Source organism: Bifidobacterium sp. M3-N-101 (assembly GCF_023656805.1).
GTDB lineage: Bacteria > Actinomycetota > Actinomycetes > Actinomycetales > Bifidobacteriaceae > Bifidobacterium > Bifidobacterium breve.
Genome location: NZ_JAMOKQ010000007.1, coordinates 177,955 through 196,252, shown reverse-complemented (window position 1 = coordinate 196,252; position 18,298 = coordinate 177,955). Strand labels below are relative to the sequence as shown.

The window sequence follows — 18,298 nt, the reverse complement described above, 5'->3', positions numbered from 1 at the left end:
CCGGGCCACACGGGAAAGGACGCCGGACGCCACCGGCAGGGCGAAGCGCGCCCACGACAGCCAACCGGAATCCCGACACGTCAACTCACCAAGGAGTTGACAAAAACATAGGAACACCCCCCCCTCATTGGTATTGTCAACCAATTACTGCTGCGTATTGTCCTTGAGAGCGCTATACGCGCGCCCCGTCGTCGTAGTAGCCGCCTTGGTCTCCGGGACGGTCTTTACGGTTGAGTATTTTGGCGACCAGTCCGCCCAGTCCCAGAATGACGCCCAACCCGAAGAGGATATTGAGCAGTGCGCCCAATAGGGGGATCGTATTTAATCCGGGGACGAATATCATCACTGTTTCGCCGACAAGACCGATGATGAGCAACGCCACCAACAACATCGTAGACGCCTTGACCGGGCCAAGATCCGGGTTCGGGGGAGTGAATCCGCCGTCATCATAGGCGTCCATGGCATTATCGGTGTCCAACCAGCTGGAACCGGTGAAATCGCGCGGACCACCCTTACGGCCTCGGTCTGGGCGTGCGTCATCGGTGAACGAGCCAATGTCAAGATCATCCACTGAAAGCAATGCTTCCTTCTCTCGTTTCTTGGCTTGCTTCTCGAACTTCTTGGCCTGACGGGAGGATGCCACGTCGTTTAAATCGGCTTGGTGCTCGGCCTCGAACGCCGCCCAAGCGTCATCCAGATTGCCTATGTCATGCTTTCCGGACGGCATGGCGCCGTTGCCGTTGGCGTTATGTCCGGTATCGGTTGCCTTTTGCGGATCCGCGGGCGTGGCCGAATCTCGTCCATTGCCCGGCGTGGGGATTGGCTGCTCTCCGTCGACATTGCTATTCTGGTTGTCAGTCATAACTGTCACTCTAATCAAGCGGCCGGCCAATAGCCAGTCCGTTTGAGGGAGGAATGCTAAGTGCTCTACTGGTTCTTCGTCAAGGTTCTTGGACCCATCGCGCGTCATCGTCTTGGACCCACCGCATCGGGGCTCAATAATGTGCCTCGCACCGGCGGTGCCATCATTGCCGCGAATCATCTGGCCGTCATCGATGATGCGCTGATTCCGATTACCTGCCCGCGTATGGTGCACTTCATGGGCAAGGCCGAATACTTTGAAGGCAAGGGGCTGAAGGGCATGTTCAAGAAGTGGTGGTTCACTTCCGTGGGCGTGTTCCCCGTGGACCGTTCCGGTGGCAACAAGTCGCTTGGTGCTCTGGAGCACGCACGTGAGATTATCGAAGATGGACACCTGTTCGGCATCCACATTGAGGGCACGCGAAGCCCGGATGGTCGCATGTACAAGGGGCACACCGGTGTGGCACGGCTTGCGCTTGAAACCGGTTGTCCGATTGTACCGACCGCTATTATCGGTTCGCGCGAACTGCAGAAGCCGGGCACGGTGATTCCAGCCAAAGGCAAGACGCAGGTGATTTACGGTAAGCCGATCGAGGTTGAGAAGAAGACCGACGACGAGATCACCCATGACGATTTGCGCTCGCTGACCGACCGTATTTCCGCGGAAATCCAGAAGATGAGCGGCCAGGAGTACGTGAACGAGTACGCCCAGAAAGTCAAGGAAGAGCTGAAAGCCCAGAAGGCCGCTGAAGAAGAAGCATCTGCAGAATAACCCATAATGAAGCTCCCTCATCAGAGGGAGCTTTTGATTCTCACACCACAGTCAGCGTGATAACGGTTGGAGTGCCGTTTTCGTCGCGTAGACGCACCGTTTCTCCGGCATTGGGACTCTGGATACGCACCACATGGGTAATGTCGCCCAGCGGTGCGGATTTCTTGACAGTGAAGCCCAGCTTCTTCAGCTGTGCGGCTGCCGCGTCATACTGCTGACCCACCACATTCGGCATCACCGTGGTCTCAGGTCCCTTGGATACCACCACGTCTACGCTGTCGCCCCATTTGAGCTGCGCGCCAGCGTCTTGGGAAGCGGAGATGACCTCGCCTGCGGCAATCTTGTCGTCGAATTGTTCGGTGATGTTGGCGGTGAGCTTGAGCTCATCGAATGCCGCTTGCATCTCATCCTTGGTTTTGCCGACTACGTCAGGCATGCTGACAGGCATGGGACCCTTGCTGAGCGTCACTGTCACTTCATCATTGTGCTTGATCGTGGTGCCGGGGTCGGGACTTATGCTGAGCGCTGCGCCTTCCGGCTTATCCAGCGAATACTCGTCCTTCGAATCATCGTGCTTGATGTTGTCGAAGCCCGCTTTCTTCAACGCGGACAGAGGGTCCTTGCCGTTCGCGGAATTCGTATCGAGGACATCGTGCGGAATGGTGACCATGTGTACACCCTGCGAGACCGTCACCGTCAGTTGCTGATTGTGACGCTTGCTGACGTGACTGCCTACAACAGCGTTGTTTTCACTCACCGAGGCGGAGACGATCTTGCCTTCGGCGATGTCGTCGCTGTACTGCTTCTCGGCCTTATAGGGGATTCCTGCCACCTTCAGCGTGCTCTCATACGTGGCCCAGTCAGCACCGGACAACGAGCACTCGGTGTTCTCCTTACACGTCACGTCATCGGGCTTGGGCACACTCCAATAGCTGCCGGGACCCGCGAACCACCACCATGCACCGGTTCCGGCAGCTACAGCCAGTATCAGAACAATCACCAAGGCGATGATGAGCGGCTTCTTGTTGCGCTTTCCGTCCGTTGGCTTGGCATCGGGGCTTCCGGCATCGTCTTCAGCGGCGAGCACCTGGTCGAAATCATCCCCGGTCTTTGCCAGAATCGTTGTCTCATTACCGGGGTTGGGCATGACTTGCGTAAGGTCTTCTCGTGCGGAAGACGCATCGAAAGCGGTGGTCGGGGCGGTGGGAGGCTCCGGGGGCGTGTCAGAGCTCTGCTTAGGAGCGGTCTCCGGCGAAACCAATCCGCCAACCAAAGCCGGTGCGGTAGCATCGGTTCTGGCGGCATCCGCAGACTCGACATGCAAACGATATTGCCATGCCTCCATAGGGAGTTTGGCAGCCAACTGGCGAAGTTCCTGGGCGGCCTCGGAGCCGTTCGCAGGACGAGCCTCGACCTGGCGAGCGGTCAAGTGGACAATGAACGAGGCCACGGATGGATCGATATCCGGACAGACCGTGGCTATGGACGGCACATCCTCATGAACATGCTTGAACACAAGCGTGACCGGATTATCGGAGTCAAAAGGCACCTTACCGGCAAGCATTTCCCAAGCCATGATGCCCACGGAATACAAGTCGCCTTGTGGGGTGGCCTGATTATTCTCGATCATTTCAGGAGCCAGATAGGCCGCAGTGCCCAACAGCATGCCGGTGGAACTCAGCGTTGCTTGGCTGACGGCCTTGGCCAGGCCAAAATCAGTGATTTGCACATGGCCGCGATCGTTGATCAGGATGTTTTCGGGCTTGATATCACGATGCACCACGCCTGCACGATGCGCCGAAGCCAAGCCATCCAACGTTTCCGCGATAACGCGCAGTGTCTCGCGGACGGAGAATGTGCCTTGAACGTTCATCTCATGGCGCAGATTGACGCCATGCACATATTCCATAACCAAAAAATCAAGGCCATTGAACTCACCGGTGTCGTAAACCTGAACGATATGCGGGTTTGCGATGGCCGCGGCTGAATTGGCTTCACGGCGGAACCGCTCCACGAACTGATCTCGATGCGGTCCCTGTGCCAGCTGCGTGTGCATGACCTTGATCGCCACAGTACGGCCCAAACGCTCATCGACCGCCTCATACACGGTGGCCATGCCGCCTTCGGCGATATTGCGCACGATGCGGTAGCGTCCCTCAATCATCTGTGTGGGCTCGTTCTCACTCATGGTTGTACTGCACGGTTCCTTTGATAAGACTGAACACCGTTTAGTCTACATGGCACTGGCTACGCTTTGGAAACACGGACGCATCGTTTTCACGGGTGTTTTGCCCGGCGAAACCTAACGAAGATTTTCGGGAACGAACCGTGCACATGCTGCAATCAGATGGTTTTCGGCCTCGGGTTCCAGATTGAGATTGGCGATTGCTGCGCGGGATTCCAGCCACAAGGCATGAATACGATTGCGGGAACGTTCGACGGCTCCAGTTGATTGGAACAGCGCGATGACAAATGCCACCTGATCATCAGTGCGAGCGTCGGACTCAAACAAATCGATAAGTTGTTGCCGGCCCTGCGTACCCGCTGCGGCCAGTGCGTCGGCCAGCAGCACCGTGCGCTTGCCTTCTCGGATATCGCCGCCCACTGGTTTGCCGGTGTTCCGGCTGGAACCGACAACATCCAGAAGATCGTCGGCAAGCTGGAAAGCCAGACCAAGAGGCCGTCCGACCGCCAATGCCTGCTGCCATGCTTCAGCGGGGTCAGCGCCGGCTGCCAGCAGAGCGAACAGCAACGGTGCAATGGTGGTGTAGCTTGCGGTTTTCCACCGGAAGACGTTCAGCGAGGCGTCTACCAACGCATCCGGGTCTTCGAGTGGCGTTAATTCTACAGCGAGATCCAGTACCTGGCCAATTTCCACTTCGCGTTGCATGGTCAGAAACGCTTCGTTGATGGCGTCGGTGTTGTCAAGACGGCGCGCGGCCCGGCGCGCGATTTCGATGCATGCGGTGGCCAGAATGTCTCCAAGCATCAGACCAAGCCCATGGCCGATGGCGCCACTGTGCACAGCCTGTTCAAGAGCACGGTGCGCGGACGGTTTGCCGCGGCGCAAATCGGATTCGTCGATGATGTCGTCATGCACTAGGGCAGCGGTCTGAAATACTTCTATGGCACACGCGAGATCAGTCATGGCGTCACGCATATCAGGAGTAGAGCTGCCGGTCTGGGCCATCAGAGCATCGAAGGCATCCAGGGTCAGCAACGCCCGCAGTCGTTTGCCTCCCTGGCTGGAGGCTGCGGCCTGATCGACGACCTGTGCCATCACGGGTTTCAAGGCGTCGGATACCTCATCGGTATCAGGGGCGGCAGTCAGCTCACGCACCAGCTGTATGATGCGCGGTTCGATGATTGCAAGGTCGTCAGCAGTTGTCCACATGACTAATAACTTATCCACAGGTTATGAAGAACACAAGAACGTTGAAAAATCGGGGGTTGCGAAGCTGGAACCACAAAGGTCGGTTTTTGCCCGGTTCGCGGCATCGCTCATGCATAGTGGGTATACGTCCATTCGAGTGGGCGCGCACAGATAAAGCCTTAATTTGACAGGCACGGAAATCACGTCGAGGAGGACATGATGAACGCACAACGGAAGACCCGCAAACATGCGGAACCCTCTCCTAATCTTTTTGATGCCGACGTCTTGGGGGAGCTTTCCCGATTATTCCATGAGACCAGACAGACGCTTGGTCCGCAGCAGGCAGATGCCGACTGGATGTCGGATTCACTGGATGAGTGGCTGGTCAATCTGGACAGCGGGGAGACGGTATTGGATCGTGACACTATGGCTGCGCTCGCGGTCGGCATGAATGAAACGCTCTCGATACGCGATGCCCTGATTCTCTCCCTGATTATTGACGAACAACGATGCCCCAAAGCGCAACTTATGGAATTTGCCGCACGGCCGCACAGCAAACGGAATAAGCGTCGTATGGGCGAATTGCTGACTGTGGCTTTCGAGGACGAGGGCATCGTGCCAGATAAGGAACGCTGCCATGCAGGCATTGCCATGCTTCTCGATATAGCCGATGCGGCGCCAGTGCCATATTGTGTACAGCCACTGGCTGTGGTGGCCTACACCTTATGGTGGTTGGGCGATTCCCGAGCAGTGACCATGGCCCTGCAGTGCCTATTGCTCGATGAGGAATGTTCTCTGGCGGCTATGGTGTTTTCCGCTGCGCAGCGGGGTGTGGCGCCGGCTTGGTGCTCGGGGTAGAGGGCTCAAAATGGTGTAATCGGCTGTGCCTTGAAGGGGCGGTGTGAAGAGTGGCGTGCTCGGACAGTGACATGAACCTTGTTCGATATGGGAATAATCGTCCGTGGAGGGTGGTTTACTCACATAGTTGACGGATTTGCCCTTGCCAGAAGTGTGCCCATGTGGTATGCGCACTGCGAGGCAAGAGATCAGGAGGAGCAGTTTTGGCCACGAAGGAAACGACGGCAACCAAGCAGACAGCCGAGTCCAGCGAGGAGACCGAGACCAAGAAGAAGGCCAGCTCTACCACCGCGCGTAAGACCTCCGCCAAGAAGACCAAGGCCACGAAGGGCACCACGGCTGCCAAGACCGATGAGAAGACTTCACGTAAGACTTCGGCCAAGAAGGTCAAGAAAGAGGAGGAGCTTTCTCAGGACGACATCAGCCAAAGCGATGACCCGGAAGATCTTGACGTCGATAACCTTGATGAGGATCTTGACGACGTCGAATCCGAGGACGTCGATGATCTTGAAGATGCCGATGCCGAGTCGGACGACGAAGACATTGACGATGAGGATGACGAAGACGAGGAAGACGAAGGCAAGGCCGCATCGAAGGCTCCTGAGCAGCCCAAGGAAAAGGGTGCTTATGTGGTTTCCGACACGGATGATGAAGAAGAGAACGTCATCCCCGCCGGCAATCCGAAGCGTCGTGTGATTGCGGCAGGCGCCACCGCCGACCCGGTCAAGGACTACCTCAAGCAGATTGGTCGCGTCAGCCTGTTGAACGCCGAACAGGAAGTTGACCTGTCTGAGCGCATCGAGGCCGGCCTGTACGCCCAGCATCTGCTCGATACCGAAAGTGAAGGCATGGAGTTCAAGCGCAAGCGTGAACTCAAGTGGGCCGCCGCCGACGGCAAAAAGGCCAAGGATCATCTGCTGGAGGCCAACCTGCGACTCGTGGTCTCGCTTGCCAAGCGCTATACCGGCCGCGGCATGCTGTTCCTCGATTTGATTCAGGAAGGCAACCTTGGTCTGATTCGTGCCGTCGAGAAGTTCGATTGGAAGAAGGGCTTCAAGTTCTCCACCTACGCCACGTGGTGGATTCGTCAGGCCATTACCCGTGCTATGGCCGATCAGGCCCGTACCATTCGTGTGCCCGTGCACATGGTCGAAGTGATCAACAAGCTGAGCCGTGTGCAGCGCCAGATGCTGCAGGATCTGGGCCGTGAGCCTACGCCGGACGAGCTGGCCCGCGAGCTGGACATGCCGGTCGAAAAGGTGCAGGAAGTGCAGAAGTACGGCCGCGAGCCGATTTCCCTGCACACCCCGCTCGGTGAGGACGGCGATTCCGAGTTCGGCGATCTCATCGAGGATACCGATGCCATTGCTCCGTCCGATGCAGTGGCGTTCTCCCTGCTGCAGGAGCAGTTCAAGCAGGTGCTGGAAACCCTGTCTCCGCGTGAGGCCGGTGTGATCAAGATGCGTTACGGTTTGGAGGACGGCCAGCCGAAGACCTTGGACGATATTGGCCGTGTATATGGCGTGACCCGAGAGCGTATCCGCCAGATCGAATCCAAGACCATGTCCAAGTTGCGCCACCCGTCCCGTTCGCAGACCCTGCGCGACTTCCTGGATCAATGACGGTCGGCCCGCTTAGCAGGCCGACTGCGCGAGGAGTTTGACAGCCCACAGGGCTGTCAAACGACGGAGCCATCCGTTGAAGGCTCCCCTGAAGAGGGGAGCCAAATTATTAGAAAATAGGACTGTATGCCCAAAGAAGAATACGGCGCTAAGGATTTATCCGTCCTTGAGGGTCTGGACGCGGTACGCAAGCGTCCGGGTATGTACATCGGTACCACGGACTCGCAGGGTCTTATGCACTGCCTGTGGGAGATCATCGACAACTCCGTCGATGAGGCGTTGGCCGGTTTTTGCAACAACATTGTCGTTACTCTGCACACTGATGGATCGGTGGAAGTCGCAGACAACGGCCGAGGCATTCCGGTCGATAAGGAACCGAAAACCGGGCTATCCGGCGTGGAAGTTGTCCTGACCAAGCTGCACGCGGGCGCCAAGTTCGGCAATTCGTCCTATAACGCGGTCGGTGGCCTGCACGGTGTGGGCTCTTCTGTGGTCAACGCATTGAGTTCCCGTCTTGATGTGGAAGTCGATCGTGACGGCAAAACCCATCACATGGCCTTCCATCAAGGGCATCCCGGCGTATACGCAGACGCTGATCCAGTCAACCCATCTCCGGACTCGCCGTTCAAACGTACCCGTAAGAACAAGCCCACCGAGCTGGAAATCATCGGCAAGGTTTCGCCCAAGACCACCGGAACCCGCATTCGTTACTGGTACGATCCGGAAATATTCAATAAAACTGCTGAATTCTCATATGAGCAGCTCATCGACCGTGTGCGTCAGACCAGTTTCCTAGTGCCCGGTCTTAAAATCACCATCGTCGATGAGAACGTGCCGGAAACCAACGGGGCCGATACGGTCGGCACTGAGCCCAACGAAGATGTCGCAGTCGTAGCCGAATCACTGAATGCGAACGAAACGGCTAACGCAACCGAGTCATTCTCCGGCGAAGACTCCCCACTTGACGGATTCGCCGAGCTTTCGGACGATGCGTCTGTTGACGGCGATACCGAGGCTCCGGACGAGGAGGATTTCTCGCTGTCATCCGCCACTGAAGTGGTTGATGGCGCTTTTGGCGAACAGCCTGCCCATCCGCGTACGGTCGAATTCCTGCACACCGGTGGCATCAAGGATTTCGTGGACTTCCTGTCCAAAGGCGAGCCCATCTCCGATATCTGGCGCATTCAGGGTGAGGGCACTTACAAGGAAGAGACCCAGGCCGTGGGCGAGGGCGGCGAACTGCATGCCCAGGAGATCGAACGCACTTGCGGCGTAGACATCGCCCTGCGTTGGGTGAATGGTTACGACACCACGATCATGAGTTTCGTGAACATCGTGGAGACGCCTGGCGGCGGTATGCACGTGGACGGCTTCATGAATGCTATCACCAAGCAGATTCGCAAGGCCGTGGAAGACAACGCCCGCAAGCTCAAGGTGAACCTCAAGGACTCCGCCATGAAGGTGGAGCGTGACGACATCCAGGCCGGGCTCGTGGCCGTGGTCACCGCACGTGTAGCAGAACCGCAGTTCCAGGGGCAGACCAAGGATGTGCTTGGTACCGCGCAGGTCAAGCCGATCGTCACCAGGCTCACCGACAAGCAGTTCGGCGAGATGATCACCGGTTCCAAGCGCGGCTACAAGGAGCAGTCCGCCCGCGTGCTGGAGAAGATCGTCGGCGAGATGCACGCGCGTATCCAGTCGCGCAAGGCCAAAGAGGTCACGCGCCGCAAGAACGCGCTCGAATCCGCTTCCATGCCGGCCAAGCTGTCCGACTGCCAGCCGGGCAACGACGACGTGGCCGAACTGTTCATCGTCGAAGGTGATTCCGCACTCGGTACCGCCAAGGCCGCCCGCAACGCCGGCTTCCAGGCGCTGCTGCCGATTCGAGGCAAGATCTTGAACGTGCAGAAGGCCTCGATCACACAGATGCTGTCCAATAAGGAATGCGCGGCCATCATCCAGGTGGTGGGCGCTGGTTCGGGCCAAAGCTTCGACATCGAACAGTCGCGTTATCACAAGATCATCATGATGACTGATGCTGATGTGGATGGCGCGCACATTCGTATTCTGCTGCTGACGTTGTTTTACCGGTATATGCGCCCGCTTATCGAACATGGTTACGTGTATGCGGCCGTGCCTCCGCTGCACCGTATCGCGCTGACCGGCTCGCATAAGGGCGAATACATCTACACGTATTCCGATGACGAATTGGCCGGCAAACTGGCCGACCTCGATAAGAAGCGCATCGGCTACAACGATGATATTCAGCGGTACAAGGGTCTCGGCGAAATGGATGCCGATCAGCTGGCAGACACCACCATGGATCCGCGCACGCGCATGCTGCGCCGCATTCGCATGGAAGACGCCGCCCAGGCTTCCGAGATCTTCAATCTGTTGATGGGTGATGAAGTGCCGCCTCGCAAACAGTTCATCGTGGATAACGCCGATGACTTCGACCGTTCCAAGATCGATACCTGATCGAAGACGTCGCTGATAATGACATCGTGCTTACCGAGAATTTCCGTAATTGGCGTTTGAGGTGAGCACGTTGTCATATGTTTTATGCGTGTTGCCCATGAGTTATTCGATAGACTGATGACATCGTTATCACAGCCAGTGTCGTCTATGGGATAGGAAGTGGGTTATGGCCAGTCTGCTGCTTGCCGTCATCTACGTGGCGTTTATCAGCTTGGGGTTGCCGGATTCCCTGCTGGGGTCGGCATGGCCCACCATGAGCCAAGATCTGAACGTGCCGGTATCTTGGGCGGGCGGCATTTCCGCGGTGATTTCCATGTTTACCATCGTCTCGGCGTTGCTCTCGGACCGTATGACGTTGAAATTCGGCGCGGGCAAAGTCACTGCAGTTTCCGTGGCGCTGACCGCAATGGCCTTGGCCGGCTTCTCCGTCGCCCCGAATTACTGGGTGTTGTTGCTGATTGCCATACCATACGGTCTTGGCGCAGGCGGCGTTGATGCGGCGTTGAACAACTACGTTGCCATTCATTACGAAAGCCGGCATATGAGCTGGTTGCACTGCATGTGGGGCGTTGGCGCATCGGTGGGGCCGTACATTATGGGCTATGCGCTTTCGCAAGGCCAAGGCTGGCCATGGGGTTATCGGTACATCGCCATCCTGCAAGTGATGCTGACCGTCATTTTGGTGTTCAGCCTGCCGTTGTGGAAGAAGCGTGGTATTGCCGCAGCCGGCGAATCATCCGGCGAAACCGCGCAGTCGGACGAAAACACTGATGGAGAGACGGTCGCCGAGCGTAAACCCCTCGGCGTTGCCGGTGTACTGGCCATACGCGGCGCCAAAGAAATCCTCGTGATGTTCTTCTGCTACTGCGCCATCGAATCCACAGCTGGTCTATGGGCCTCCAGCTACATGGTGATGCACAGCGGCATCGATAAGATCACCGCCGCCAGCTGGGCCAGCCTATTCTATGTAGGCATTACTGTGGGCCGCGCGCTTTCCGGCTTCCTGACCATGCGATTCAAGGACCCGGTTATGATCCGCCTCGGCCAGGTACTGGTATTGGCCGGTATCCTCGTTATGTTTGTGCCGTTGCCGCATCATCTTGGTGTGGTTGCGGGGCTGATTATCGTAGGCCTCGGCTGTGCGCCCATATACCCATGCGTGATTCATTCGACTCCCGTCTACTTCGGCGAGGATAATTCCCAGGCCATTGTCGGCGTGCAGATGGCCTGTGCCTATGTGGGATCGCTGCTGATGCCGCCGCTATTCGGCGTCATCGCGCAGTATGTGACCATCAGCCTGTATCCATGGTATTTGCTGGTGCTGTTGGTGCTCATGGTGGCTATGCATGAGCGTCTGCGCAAGCTGCGCGGCTGACCGTGTGCACGTTTGGGCTCTCCGCTTACTATGCTTGTAGCCCATGGTGATAAGTGAAGAAGAACATGAACAGATGCCGGAGCCCGTACGGGAAGGACTGGAAGCGCTGAAGGATGCGCAGGGCTCGGTAATCGTAATTGGTTCGATGAATGCCGATTACACAGTGACGACTAAACGACTGCCCAAGCCGGGCGAGACCGTCCAGGGCGGTGCCATGAAGGTGATGCCCGGCGGCAAGGGTGCAAATCAGGCGTCCGCTGCAGCCCGTCTCGGCTTGAACGTCCAGCTGCTGGGTGCAGTGGGCGACGATGCCAATGCGGATTTCCTGCTGAGCAAACTGGACGAGGCCGGCGTTGACACCGCCGATATCCTGCATGTCGAAGGCCCCAGCGGCACCACGGTGATCACCGTCAGTGCCGAGGGAGAGAACACCATCGTCTATTCTCCGGGAGCCAATTCCAAGGCGGCTGCGGGCTATGTGCAGTCGCATCGATTGACCATCGCCGGTTGCTCGGTGCTGGGACTGTGCCTGGAAAGCCCGATTTCCACCGTGGTCGCCGCCGCTCAGACTGCGCATGACGCCGGTGTGACTGTGCTGCTCAACGACTCGCCGTTCATGGATGAGCTGCCCCATGAACTGGTGGAGGTTACCGATATCCTGCTGGTCAATCAGCATGAAGTGGCCCAGCTGTTGGGGCTGCCGGACGGCGATGTGGAGTCGCTCGACTGGTATGAAGTCGCCGAACGATTCACGGATTACGGCTTTGATCGCGCCATCGTGACGCTTGGTGCATCCGGTTCCGTGGTGATCGAAAACGGCCGTTGGCATCGTGTGTCTGCAGCGCAAGTCAAGGCGGTGGACACCACCGGTTGCGGCGACTCGTTCATGGGCACCGTGCTTGCGGGGCTTGCCGCCGGCTATACGCTGCTGCAGTCCGCGCAGATCGGCTCCTATGTTTCCGCCTATGCCGCCACGAAGATCGGCGCCCAAAGCGCCTACGGCACCGCCGACGAGGTCATCGCATACTTCAGCTGAGACCCGATCGGTTCCCCTCTGTGATAAGACTGATTCCTCACAAGGGACGGTCATGATGTGATTCCCTTTGCCCCCTCTCTGACGAGGGGCTCCCGTGAAGCGGGTGAGGGAGAGATGCGCAGGCCCCGCCTGCGAGCAATGGACTCCCAACCGGAATCTTCACGATGTTTCCCCGCATCGCTATAATCGAACATATGTGCGAAAGCTTGAGTCTGTTTTCTGAACCTACCAAAGCGTGGTTCGAACATGCCTTCGGTCAGCCGACCGAGGCACAGGCTCAGGCATGGCCGGCGATCCATTCCGGACGGAACGTATTGGTCATCGCTCCTACTGGCTCCGGTAAAACATTGGCCGCGTTTCTTTCCGCCATTGACCGGCTGATGACCGTGTCTCGTACGCGGCGTGCGGGCGTGCGTGTGCTGTATGTTTCGCCATTGAAGGCGCTCGCAGTCGACGTGGCCAAAAACCTCGAACAGCCGTTGGAGGGTATCGCTGCGCAATGTGAGGCGCAGGGGCTGTCCGCGCCGAAAATCGCGGTTGCCAACCGGTCCGGCGACACCACTGCTCAGGAGCGTCGGCGCATTGCTTCCCATCCGCCGGACATCCTTGTCACCACGCCCGAATCGCTCTATCTGCTGCTCACTTCCAAGGCCGGGCGGATTCTCGGCACCGTCGACACGGTAATCGTCGATGAGATTCATGCGGTGGCCGGTACCAAGCGTGGTTCGCATCTGGCATTGAGCCTTGAACGGTTGGAAAACCTGGTCGCCGAATCGCGCAGACGCGGCGCGATGGACCGCAATGACGGCGAATCCAAGGTTTCGGATGATTCCGGTAATGAACCTCTTCTGCAGCGTATCGGGCTGTCCGCCACGGTCAATCCGCCCGAAGAAGCCGCACGTTTTCTGACAGGCGGAAGACCGGTTACCATCGTGAATCCCGGCGGCAGGCCCGCGATGGATCTGCGTATGGTCGAACCACTGGAAAACATGCGCGATCTGCAATCTGTGAACGCCAAGCAGCGCGTCGGCGGCGTGGACTCCGAACGTCCGACTCCGCATATCAGCGGTGTTACGCCGGCTATGCAACGGTTGGCGGAGCGCAAGGGAATCGCGCAAACGGGCGATTCCGGTTTGTCTGCGGGTGGGAATGGCGTGCTGGTCGGCGGCGAAGCCGGTGCTGGTGGAGATGGCGCCCTGTTGTCGGGCGAGCGTACGACAGGCGGCGCCTTTGACTCCGCTGTGCTGGTCGGTGCGGCCGGAGACCGGACTTCTGGCTCCATCTGGCCGGTTGTGGAACGCAGCGTGCTTGATGAGATTCTGGCACATCGCGCCACGTTGGTGTTCGTCAATTCGCGTGGCGTGGCCGAGAAGCTCACTGCGCGGCTCAATGACCTTTATGCACAAACCCGGCATGAAGTCGATCCCGACTTGGTGCGGGACATGGGGTCGCCCGAAGGCCGTGAGGGTTTCGCCTCGCATTATGATGCGGTGGTCGGTTCCACCACCATGCTGGTCGGCTCGCATGAAGGCGATGACGTCATCGCCATGGCCCACCATGGTTCGGTCTCCAAAGAGCGACGAAAGATGATCGAGGAACGGCTCAAACGCGGCGAATTGCGTTGTGTGGTGGCCACCTCGAGCTTGGAACTGGGCATTGATATGGGTTCGGTCGATCTGGTGATTCAGATTGACACGCCTCTGTCTGTTTCCTCGGGTTTGCAGCGGGTGGGCCGTGCCGACCATCAGGTGGGCGGTGTCTCGCATGCGTTGTTCTATCCGTTGACCCGCCAGCAGATCGTTACCGGCGCCGCCAGTCTGGAGTCCATGATCGCCGGCGATATCGAGCCGCTTGCCGTATTGAAGAATCCGCTTGATGTACTTGCCCAGCAGACCGTGGCCGCCGCCGTGATGCATGACCTCAAAGCGGACGACTGGTATGTCACCGTGCGCCGGTCGGCACCGTTTGCCGATTTGCCGCGTGACATGTTCGACGCGGTGATCGGCATGATGTCCGGCGAATACAACACCGAGGAGTTCTCCGCCTTCCGGCCGCGACTGGTGTGGAATCGGGATAACGGTCTTATCTCGGCACGTCCCGGCTCGCAGAAAGTGGCGGTCACTTCAGGCGGTACGATTCCTGATCGAGGCCTGTACACCGTGGTATTGCCTGAGGCGGATGCCGGCAAAGGGCAGCGCCGTGTGGGCGAACTCGATGAGGAGATGGTCTATGAATCGCGTGTCGGCGATGTGATCACACTCGGCACCTCCACATGGCAGATTCAGGACATTACGCGCGACCGTGTGGTCGTCACCCCGGCGCCCGGACGAACCGCCCGACTGCCGTTCTGGCATGGTGAGGGAGCTGGACGTGACTACGGTTTCAGCCGCGCCATAGCCCGCTTCACCCGTGAAATCGCCGACGGATTGGTGATGGAGCAAGGTGGCTATTCTGGCTTCCCTCTCCGAGGGGAGCTGTCCGCGGAGCGGACTGAGGGGAGGAGCACTCCGACCTTCACCCACGCAATCCTCACCCGCCTCCACCAAGACGGTCTCGACTCTAACGCCATCGCCAACCTCGCCCGTCTACTTTCCGAACAACGGGCCGCCACCGGTGCGGTCCCCAGTGATCGGACCCTTATCGTGGAACGTACCCGAGATGAAGATGGTGGCTGGCGCATTGTGCTCTTAAGCCCGTTCGGCCGCCGCGTCCACGAACCCTGGTCCATGGCCATCAGTCGCAGACTCAGCCAACGCTATGGATTTGACGGTCAGGTATATGCCGCTGATGACGGCATCGTACTGCAGTTGCCGGAAGGCGACGGACACATTCTCGCGTGTGACCTATTCCTGTTCGACCCTGAAGATCTCAGGGCGGACGTGGAACGCCAAGTGGGCGAATCCGTGTTGTTCACCTCGAGATTCCGCGAATGCGCCGCACGCTCACTGTTCATGCCCCGCTCCGATCCTGGTCGTCGTGTGCCGCTCTGGCAACAGCGTCTTCGTGGCGCACAACTCCTGCAATCCGCACGCACGGTCAAAAACTTTCCGCTGCTTCTGGAGACCGCGCGCGAATGCCTGCAGGACGTCTACGACATGCCCGCACTGAACGAGGTGATGACCGGATTGCGCTCCGGAACCATCGCCTTGAAGGACGTGGAAACCGAGTCGCCTTCGCCGTTCGCCGAGAATATCCTCTTCGGCTTCGTGGGCACGGTGATGTACCAATACGATCAGCCTCAGGCCGAGCGCAGCACACAACTGCTGTCCCTGGACTCGCAGATGCTTGAGCGACTGCTCGGCACCACCGACATGGCCAAGGTGCTCAATCCTGATGTGATCCGAGAAGTTGAGCAGGAGCTGGAGAAGCGGACTTTCTGGAACGAACTTGCCGCCGATGACGTGACCGGGCGAGTGACCCGTTACGCGAAAACCCATGGTCCGTTCACCGCAGATCAGATCATCGCCTACCTGCATCTTGACGCCGCAAGCGTCGTACATGCATTGGACGAGTTGGCCGCCAAAGGGGACCTTCTCCAAGGTCATTTCGTGGACTCCACTTCATGCTCCCGCTGGCGGGAGCTGGACGCGAAGCGGACTGAGGGTGGTCCATATCCGGAGAAGGGCCACCTTCAGTCGACTCCGTCGACAGCTCCCGCCAGCGGGAGCGAACAGCAATGGCTTCATAAGGACGTGTTCCGTCGTATTCGTTCGCGGTCATTGGACAAGGCACGCAAGGCAGTGCGGCCAGTGGAGCCGGAAGCCTTCCAAATGTTCCTTATCGACAGGCAGGGCATCGGTCCGGTCGGCGGTGAGCGATACGAGGGTGCGGATGGGCTCATGCGTGTTATCGAGCAGCTGGAGGGTGTCGCGCTGCCGGCTGGTCTCTGGGAGACCGCGATATTCCCCGCTCGCGTGCGTGACTATCAACCGTCGATGCTGGACGAACTTCTTACCGGTGGCGATGTGGTGTGGGTGGGGTCCAAAGCCGGCGGCACCGGTGCCTTGGAGCCCGGAGAGATCGCCTTCCATCCCGCGGATTCGGTACTGCTTGGCGATACCGAGGCCTCGGAACTTTCGGCAGGTGCCGCATCCTCCGGACGGTTCGACTCCAAGTCGGATGCATCGGCTGATGGCGATAGCGAGACCATGCCTGAATCGATAATGACGGCGTTGACTTCGGGCGGCGCATTTCATGCCCGTCAGCTGGCAGATGCCGCCAAGCGCGTCTGGAATGAGACCTCCGAGCCGGACATCAACCCAGATACCGGCGAGATTATTCCGCAGGAGTGGAGCGAACGGCAATTCAAGGACGCCTTGTGGAGTCTGGTGTGGCAAGGCAGAATCAGCAATTCCAGTTTTGCACCTGTGCGTGCGCTGACTGCGGGAACTGGTGGCTCTCGCAAGGCTTCGACCTCGCGCCGCCGCGGTCGCGTGACACCAATTCGTCGTGCCTCTGCGGATATGACGTTGGGCGGCCTATGGTCGGCTGTTCCCGGTATGGGGGAGGACGAGTCGACGGAGCGTGCGCTCGCATTAGTCGAAGCATTGTTGGACCGCTACGGCGTGATCGCACAGCCGCTGATCGACAAGGAAGATATCCCGGGTGGTTATTCGGCCGTCTATCCGATATTGAAACGCATGGAGGAACATGGACGACTGGTGCGTGGCATGTTCATACATGGCTTTGGCGCGGCGCAATTCGCCGAAAGCGACACGGTGGATGCGCTGAGACATCCGTCGGCGCATCGCAGCCAATCCGTGGTGGCCGTGAGCGTACTTGATCCCGCGAACCTCAGTGGTTCGGCAATCGGTTGGCCTGATGTGCCAGTAAGTGCAGGCAGGCCTGTACGCCGTGCCGGAGCTGTAGTCGTACTTGGGTCGCAAGGTGCGTTGCTCTATGCAGCCGCCAAAGCCAAGCATTTGACCGCATTCCAGCGATCTGCCGATGTCGGTGTCGTTTCCGCTGGGTCGATTGAAACTGGTGCAGCGTCTAATGGGCTGACTGAGGGTGGTGTCTCTTCTACCGAGTCAGCTTTTGAGACTTCCCCTGATTTCGGCATGACGAATGATGAACAGTTACGCAAGGCGGCCACAGAACTCGCATATGCCCTCAAGCGCAGCGGCAATGGCACCGTAACTTTCAGCGATATGAACGGCGAGCCTCTCAATGCCCGACATCCCTTCGCCCGCATTCTTCATCAGGCCGGATTCATCCCCGTGCCACAAGGTATGCGGTTGTACTGAGACATCATGTGGTCGCATTGGGGCATGCGGCTGTACTGGATGGATGCATGCGGTCTACTACGCCGCATTGTCGTGGGAATTATGGCATTGTGCATTATTTTGTCGAGGATTGTATCTCTCCATGGTTGGCTCAGCGGGGCGACATTGCGATGGCGGTCTAGGTGTCACTTCGCCAAAAAGCCTTAGTGGGGTGGCATCATGATAGCGGTTTTGGGATTGTCCCTGTTGGGATGACTCCAGCGGGGCAATGCCATGATGGCGGTCTTGGAATCGTCTTGTTGGTATGGCTTTAGTGGGGTTGCACCGTGATGGCGGTCTTGGAATTGCTTTGCTGAGATGAGTGAGCGAGGCAGAATGTTGATAGCTCTCTTGCCGTTGCCTTGCTTAGATGTCGTCAGTAGGGCAATTTCGTGATTCCAGCCTCATCAGGGCCTCGATAAGGTATCTGGAACGGGGCAATAGTACGACTGCCATCTTGGTGTTGCCTCGTTTGGATTTCCAATGAGGGGAATTTCGTGGTTGGGATATCCGATTCGCCTCGATGAAGTGAGCTTAGCGGGGCACAACTGCGATACCTCTCTGTTCCGCTCTATTGAAATGATCGCAAATGAATCGAGATCGGCACCGGGTGGTGGACTTCGGTCGGATGCGATCAACAAAAGATGATGGATTTCGTC

The 18,298-nt window shown here is 58.3% G+C and carries 10 protein-coding genes; 7 read left to right on the top strand and 3 right to left on the bottom strand.

The window, feature by feature from the left end:
• Positions 1–172: 172 nt before the first annotated feature.
• Entirely contained in the window at positions 173–862 is a 690-nt protein-coding gene (locus NBH12_RS07480) for a hypothetical protein (protein WP_080868113.1), read from the bottom strand.
• A 60-nt stretch (positions 863–922) separates the two neighbouring features.
• On the opposite strand from NBH12_RS07480, the gene NBH12_RS07475 reads away from it, so the two are divergent.
• The gene (locus NBH12_RS07475; protein ID WP_052788026.1) at positions 923–1,633 is read left to right on the top strand and encodes a lysophospholipid acyltransferase family protein; all 711 of its coding nucleotides are present in this window, start codon (positions 923–925) and stop codon (positions 1,631–1,633) included.
• Between the two features lie 40 nt (positions 1,634–1,673).
• Here NBH12_RS07475 and NBH12_RS07470 read toward each other — a convergent pair whose 3' ends face one another.
• Together NBH12_RS07470 and NBH12_RS07465 are read right to left on the bottom strand one after the other, a co-directional pair.
• Complete coding sequence (locus tag NBH12_RS07470; protein WP_250819328.1) at positions 1,674–3,821, bottom strand: Stk1 family PASTA domain-containing Ser/Thr kinase; 2,148 nt, start codon at positions 3,819–3,821, stop codon at positions 1,674–1,676.
• A 114-nt stretch (positions 3,822–3,935) separates the two neighbouring features.
• Positions 3,936–5,027: a polyprenyl synthetase family protein gene (locus NBH12_RS07465; RefSeq protein ID WP_065471498.1), complete on the bottom strand. Its 1,092-nt coding sequence runs from the start codon at positions 5,025–5,027 to the stop codon at positions 3,936–3,938.
• 195 nt (positions 5,028–5,222) lie between these two features.
• Here NBH12_RS07465 and NBH12_RS07460 point away from each other — a divergent pair, with 195 nt between their 5' ends.
• The 6 genes from NBH12_RS07460 to NBH12_RS07435 all read left to right on the top strand — a co-directional run bounded on the left by NBH12_RS07460 (position 5,223) and on the right by NBH12_RS07435 (position 17,621).
• On the top strand, positions 5,223–5,864 hold the full coding sequence (locus NBH12_RS07460) for a DUF4192 family protein (protein WP_051483381.1): 642 nt from the start codon (positions 5,223–5,225) through the stop codon (positions 5,862–5,864).
• A 203-nt stretch (positions 5,865–6,067) separates the two neighbouring features.
• Positions 6,068–7,486, top strand: a complete 1,419-nt coding sequence (locus NBH12_RS07455) for an RNA polymerase sigma factor (protein WP_250819327.1) — start codon at positions 6,068–6,070, stop codon at positions 7,484–7,486.
• A gap of 126 nt (positions 7,487–7,612) precedes the next feature.
• Positions 7,613–9,964: a DNA gyrase/topoisomerase IV subunit B gene (locus NBH12_RS07450; RefSeq protein WP_250819326.1), complete on the top strand. Its 2,352-nt coding sequence runs from the start codon at positions 7,613–7,615 to the stop codon at positions 9,962–9,964.
• A 166-nt stretch (positions 9,965–10,130) separates the two neighbouring features.
• Entirely contained in the window at positions 10,131–11,339 is a 1,209-nt protein-coding gene (locus NBH12_RS07445; protein ID WP_003831734.1) for an MFS transporter, read from the top strand.
• 43 nt (positions 11,340–11,382) lie between these two features.
• The gene (locus NBH12_RS07440; RefSeq protein ID WP_041473427.1) at positions 11,383–12,375 is read left to right on the top strand and encodes a ribokinase; all 993 of its coding nucleotides are present in this window, start codon (positions 11,383–11,385) and stop codon (positions 12,373–12,375) included.
• A 194-nt stretch (positions 12,376–12,569) separates the two neighbouring features.
• Positions 12,570–17,621 (top strand): DEAD/DEAH box helicase, encoded by a 5,052-nt coding sequence (locus NBH12_RS07435; RefSeq protein WP_250819325.1) that lies wholly within the window; start codon positions 12,570–12,572, stop codon positions 17,619–17,621.
• Positions 17,622–18,298 lie beyond the last annotated feature (677 nt).

What these genes read in the sequence shown, in the direction of transcription:
- NBH12_RS07480 (WP_080868113.1), bottom strand. Translation starts at nt 862, where the DNA reads ATGACTGACAACCAGAATAGCAATGTCGACGGAGAGCAGCCAATCCCC.
- NBH12_RS07470 (WP_250819328.1), bottom strand. Translation starts at nt 3,821, where the DNA reads ATGAGTGAGAACGAGCCCACACAGATGATTGAGGGACGCTACCGCATC.
- NBH12_RS07465 (WP_065471498.1), bottom strand. Translation starts at nt 5,027, where the DNA reads ATGTGGACAACTGCTGACGACCTTGCAATCATCGAACCGCGCATCATA.
- NBH12_RS07460 (WP_051483381.1), top strand. Translation starts at nt 5,223, where the DNA reads ATGATGAACGCACAACGGAAGACCCGCAAACATGCGGAACCCTCTCCT.
- NBH12_RS07450 (WP_250819326.1), top strand. Translation starts at nt 7,613, where the DNA reads ATGCCCAAAGAAGAATACGGCGCTAAGGATTTATCCGTCCTTGAGGGT.
- NBH12_RS07445 (WP_003831734.1), top strand. Translation starts at nt 10,131, where the DNA reads ATGGCCAGTCTGCTGCTTGCCGTCATCTACGTGGCGTTTATCAGCTTG.
- NBH12_RS07440 (WP_041473427.1), top strand. Translation starts at nt 11,383, where the DNA reads ATGGTGATAAGTGAAGAAGAACATGAACAGATGCCGGAGCCCGTACGG.
- NBH12_RS07435 (WP_250819325.1), top strand. Translation starts at nt 12,570, where the DNA reads ATGTGCGAAAGCTTGAGTCTGTTTTCTGAACCTACCAAAGCGTGGTTC.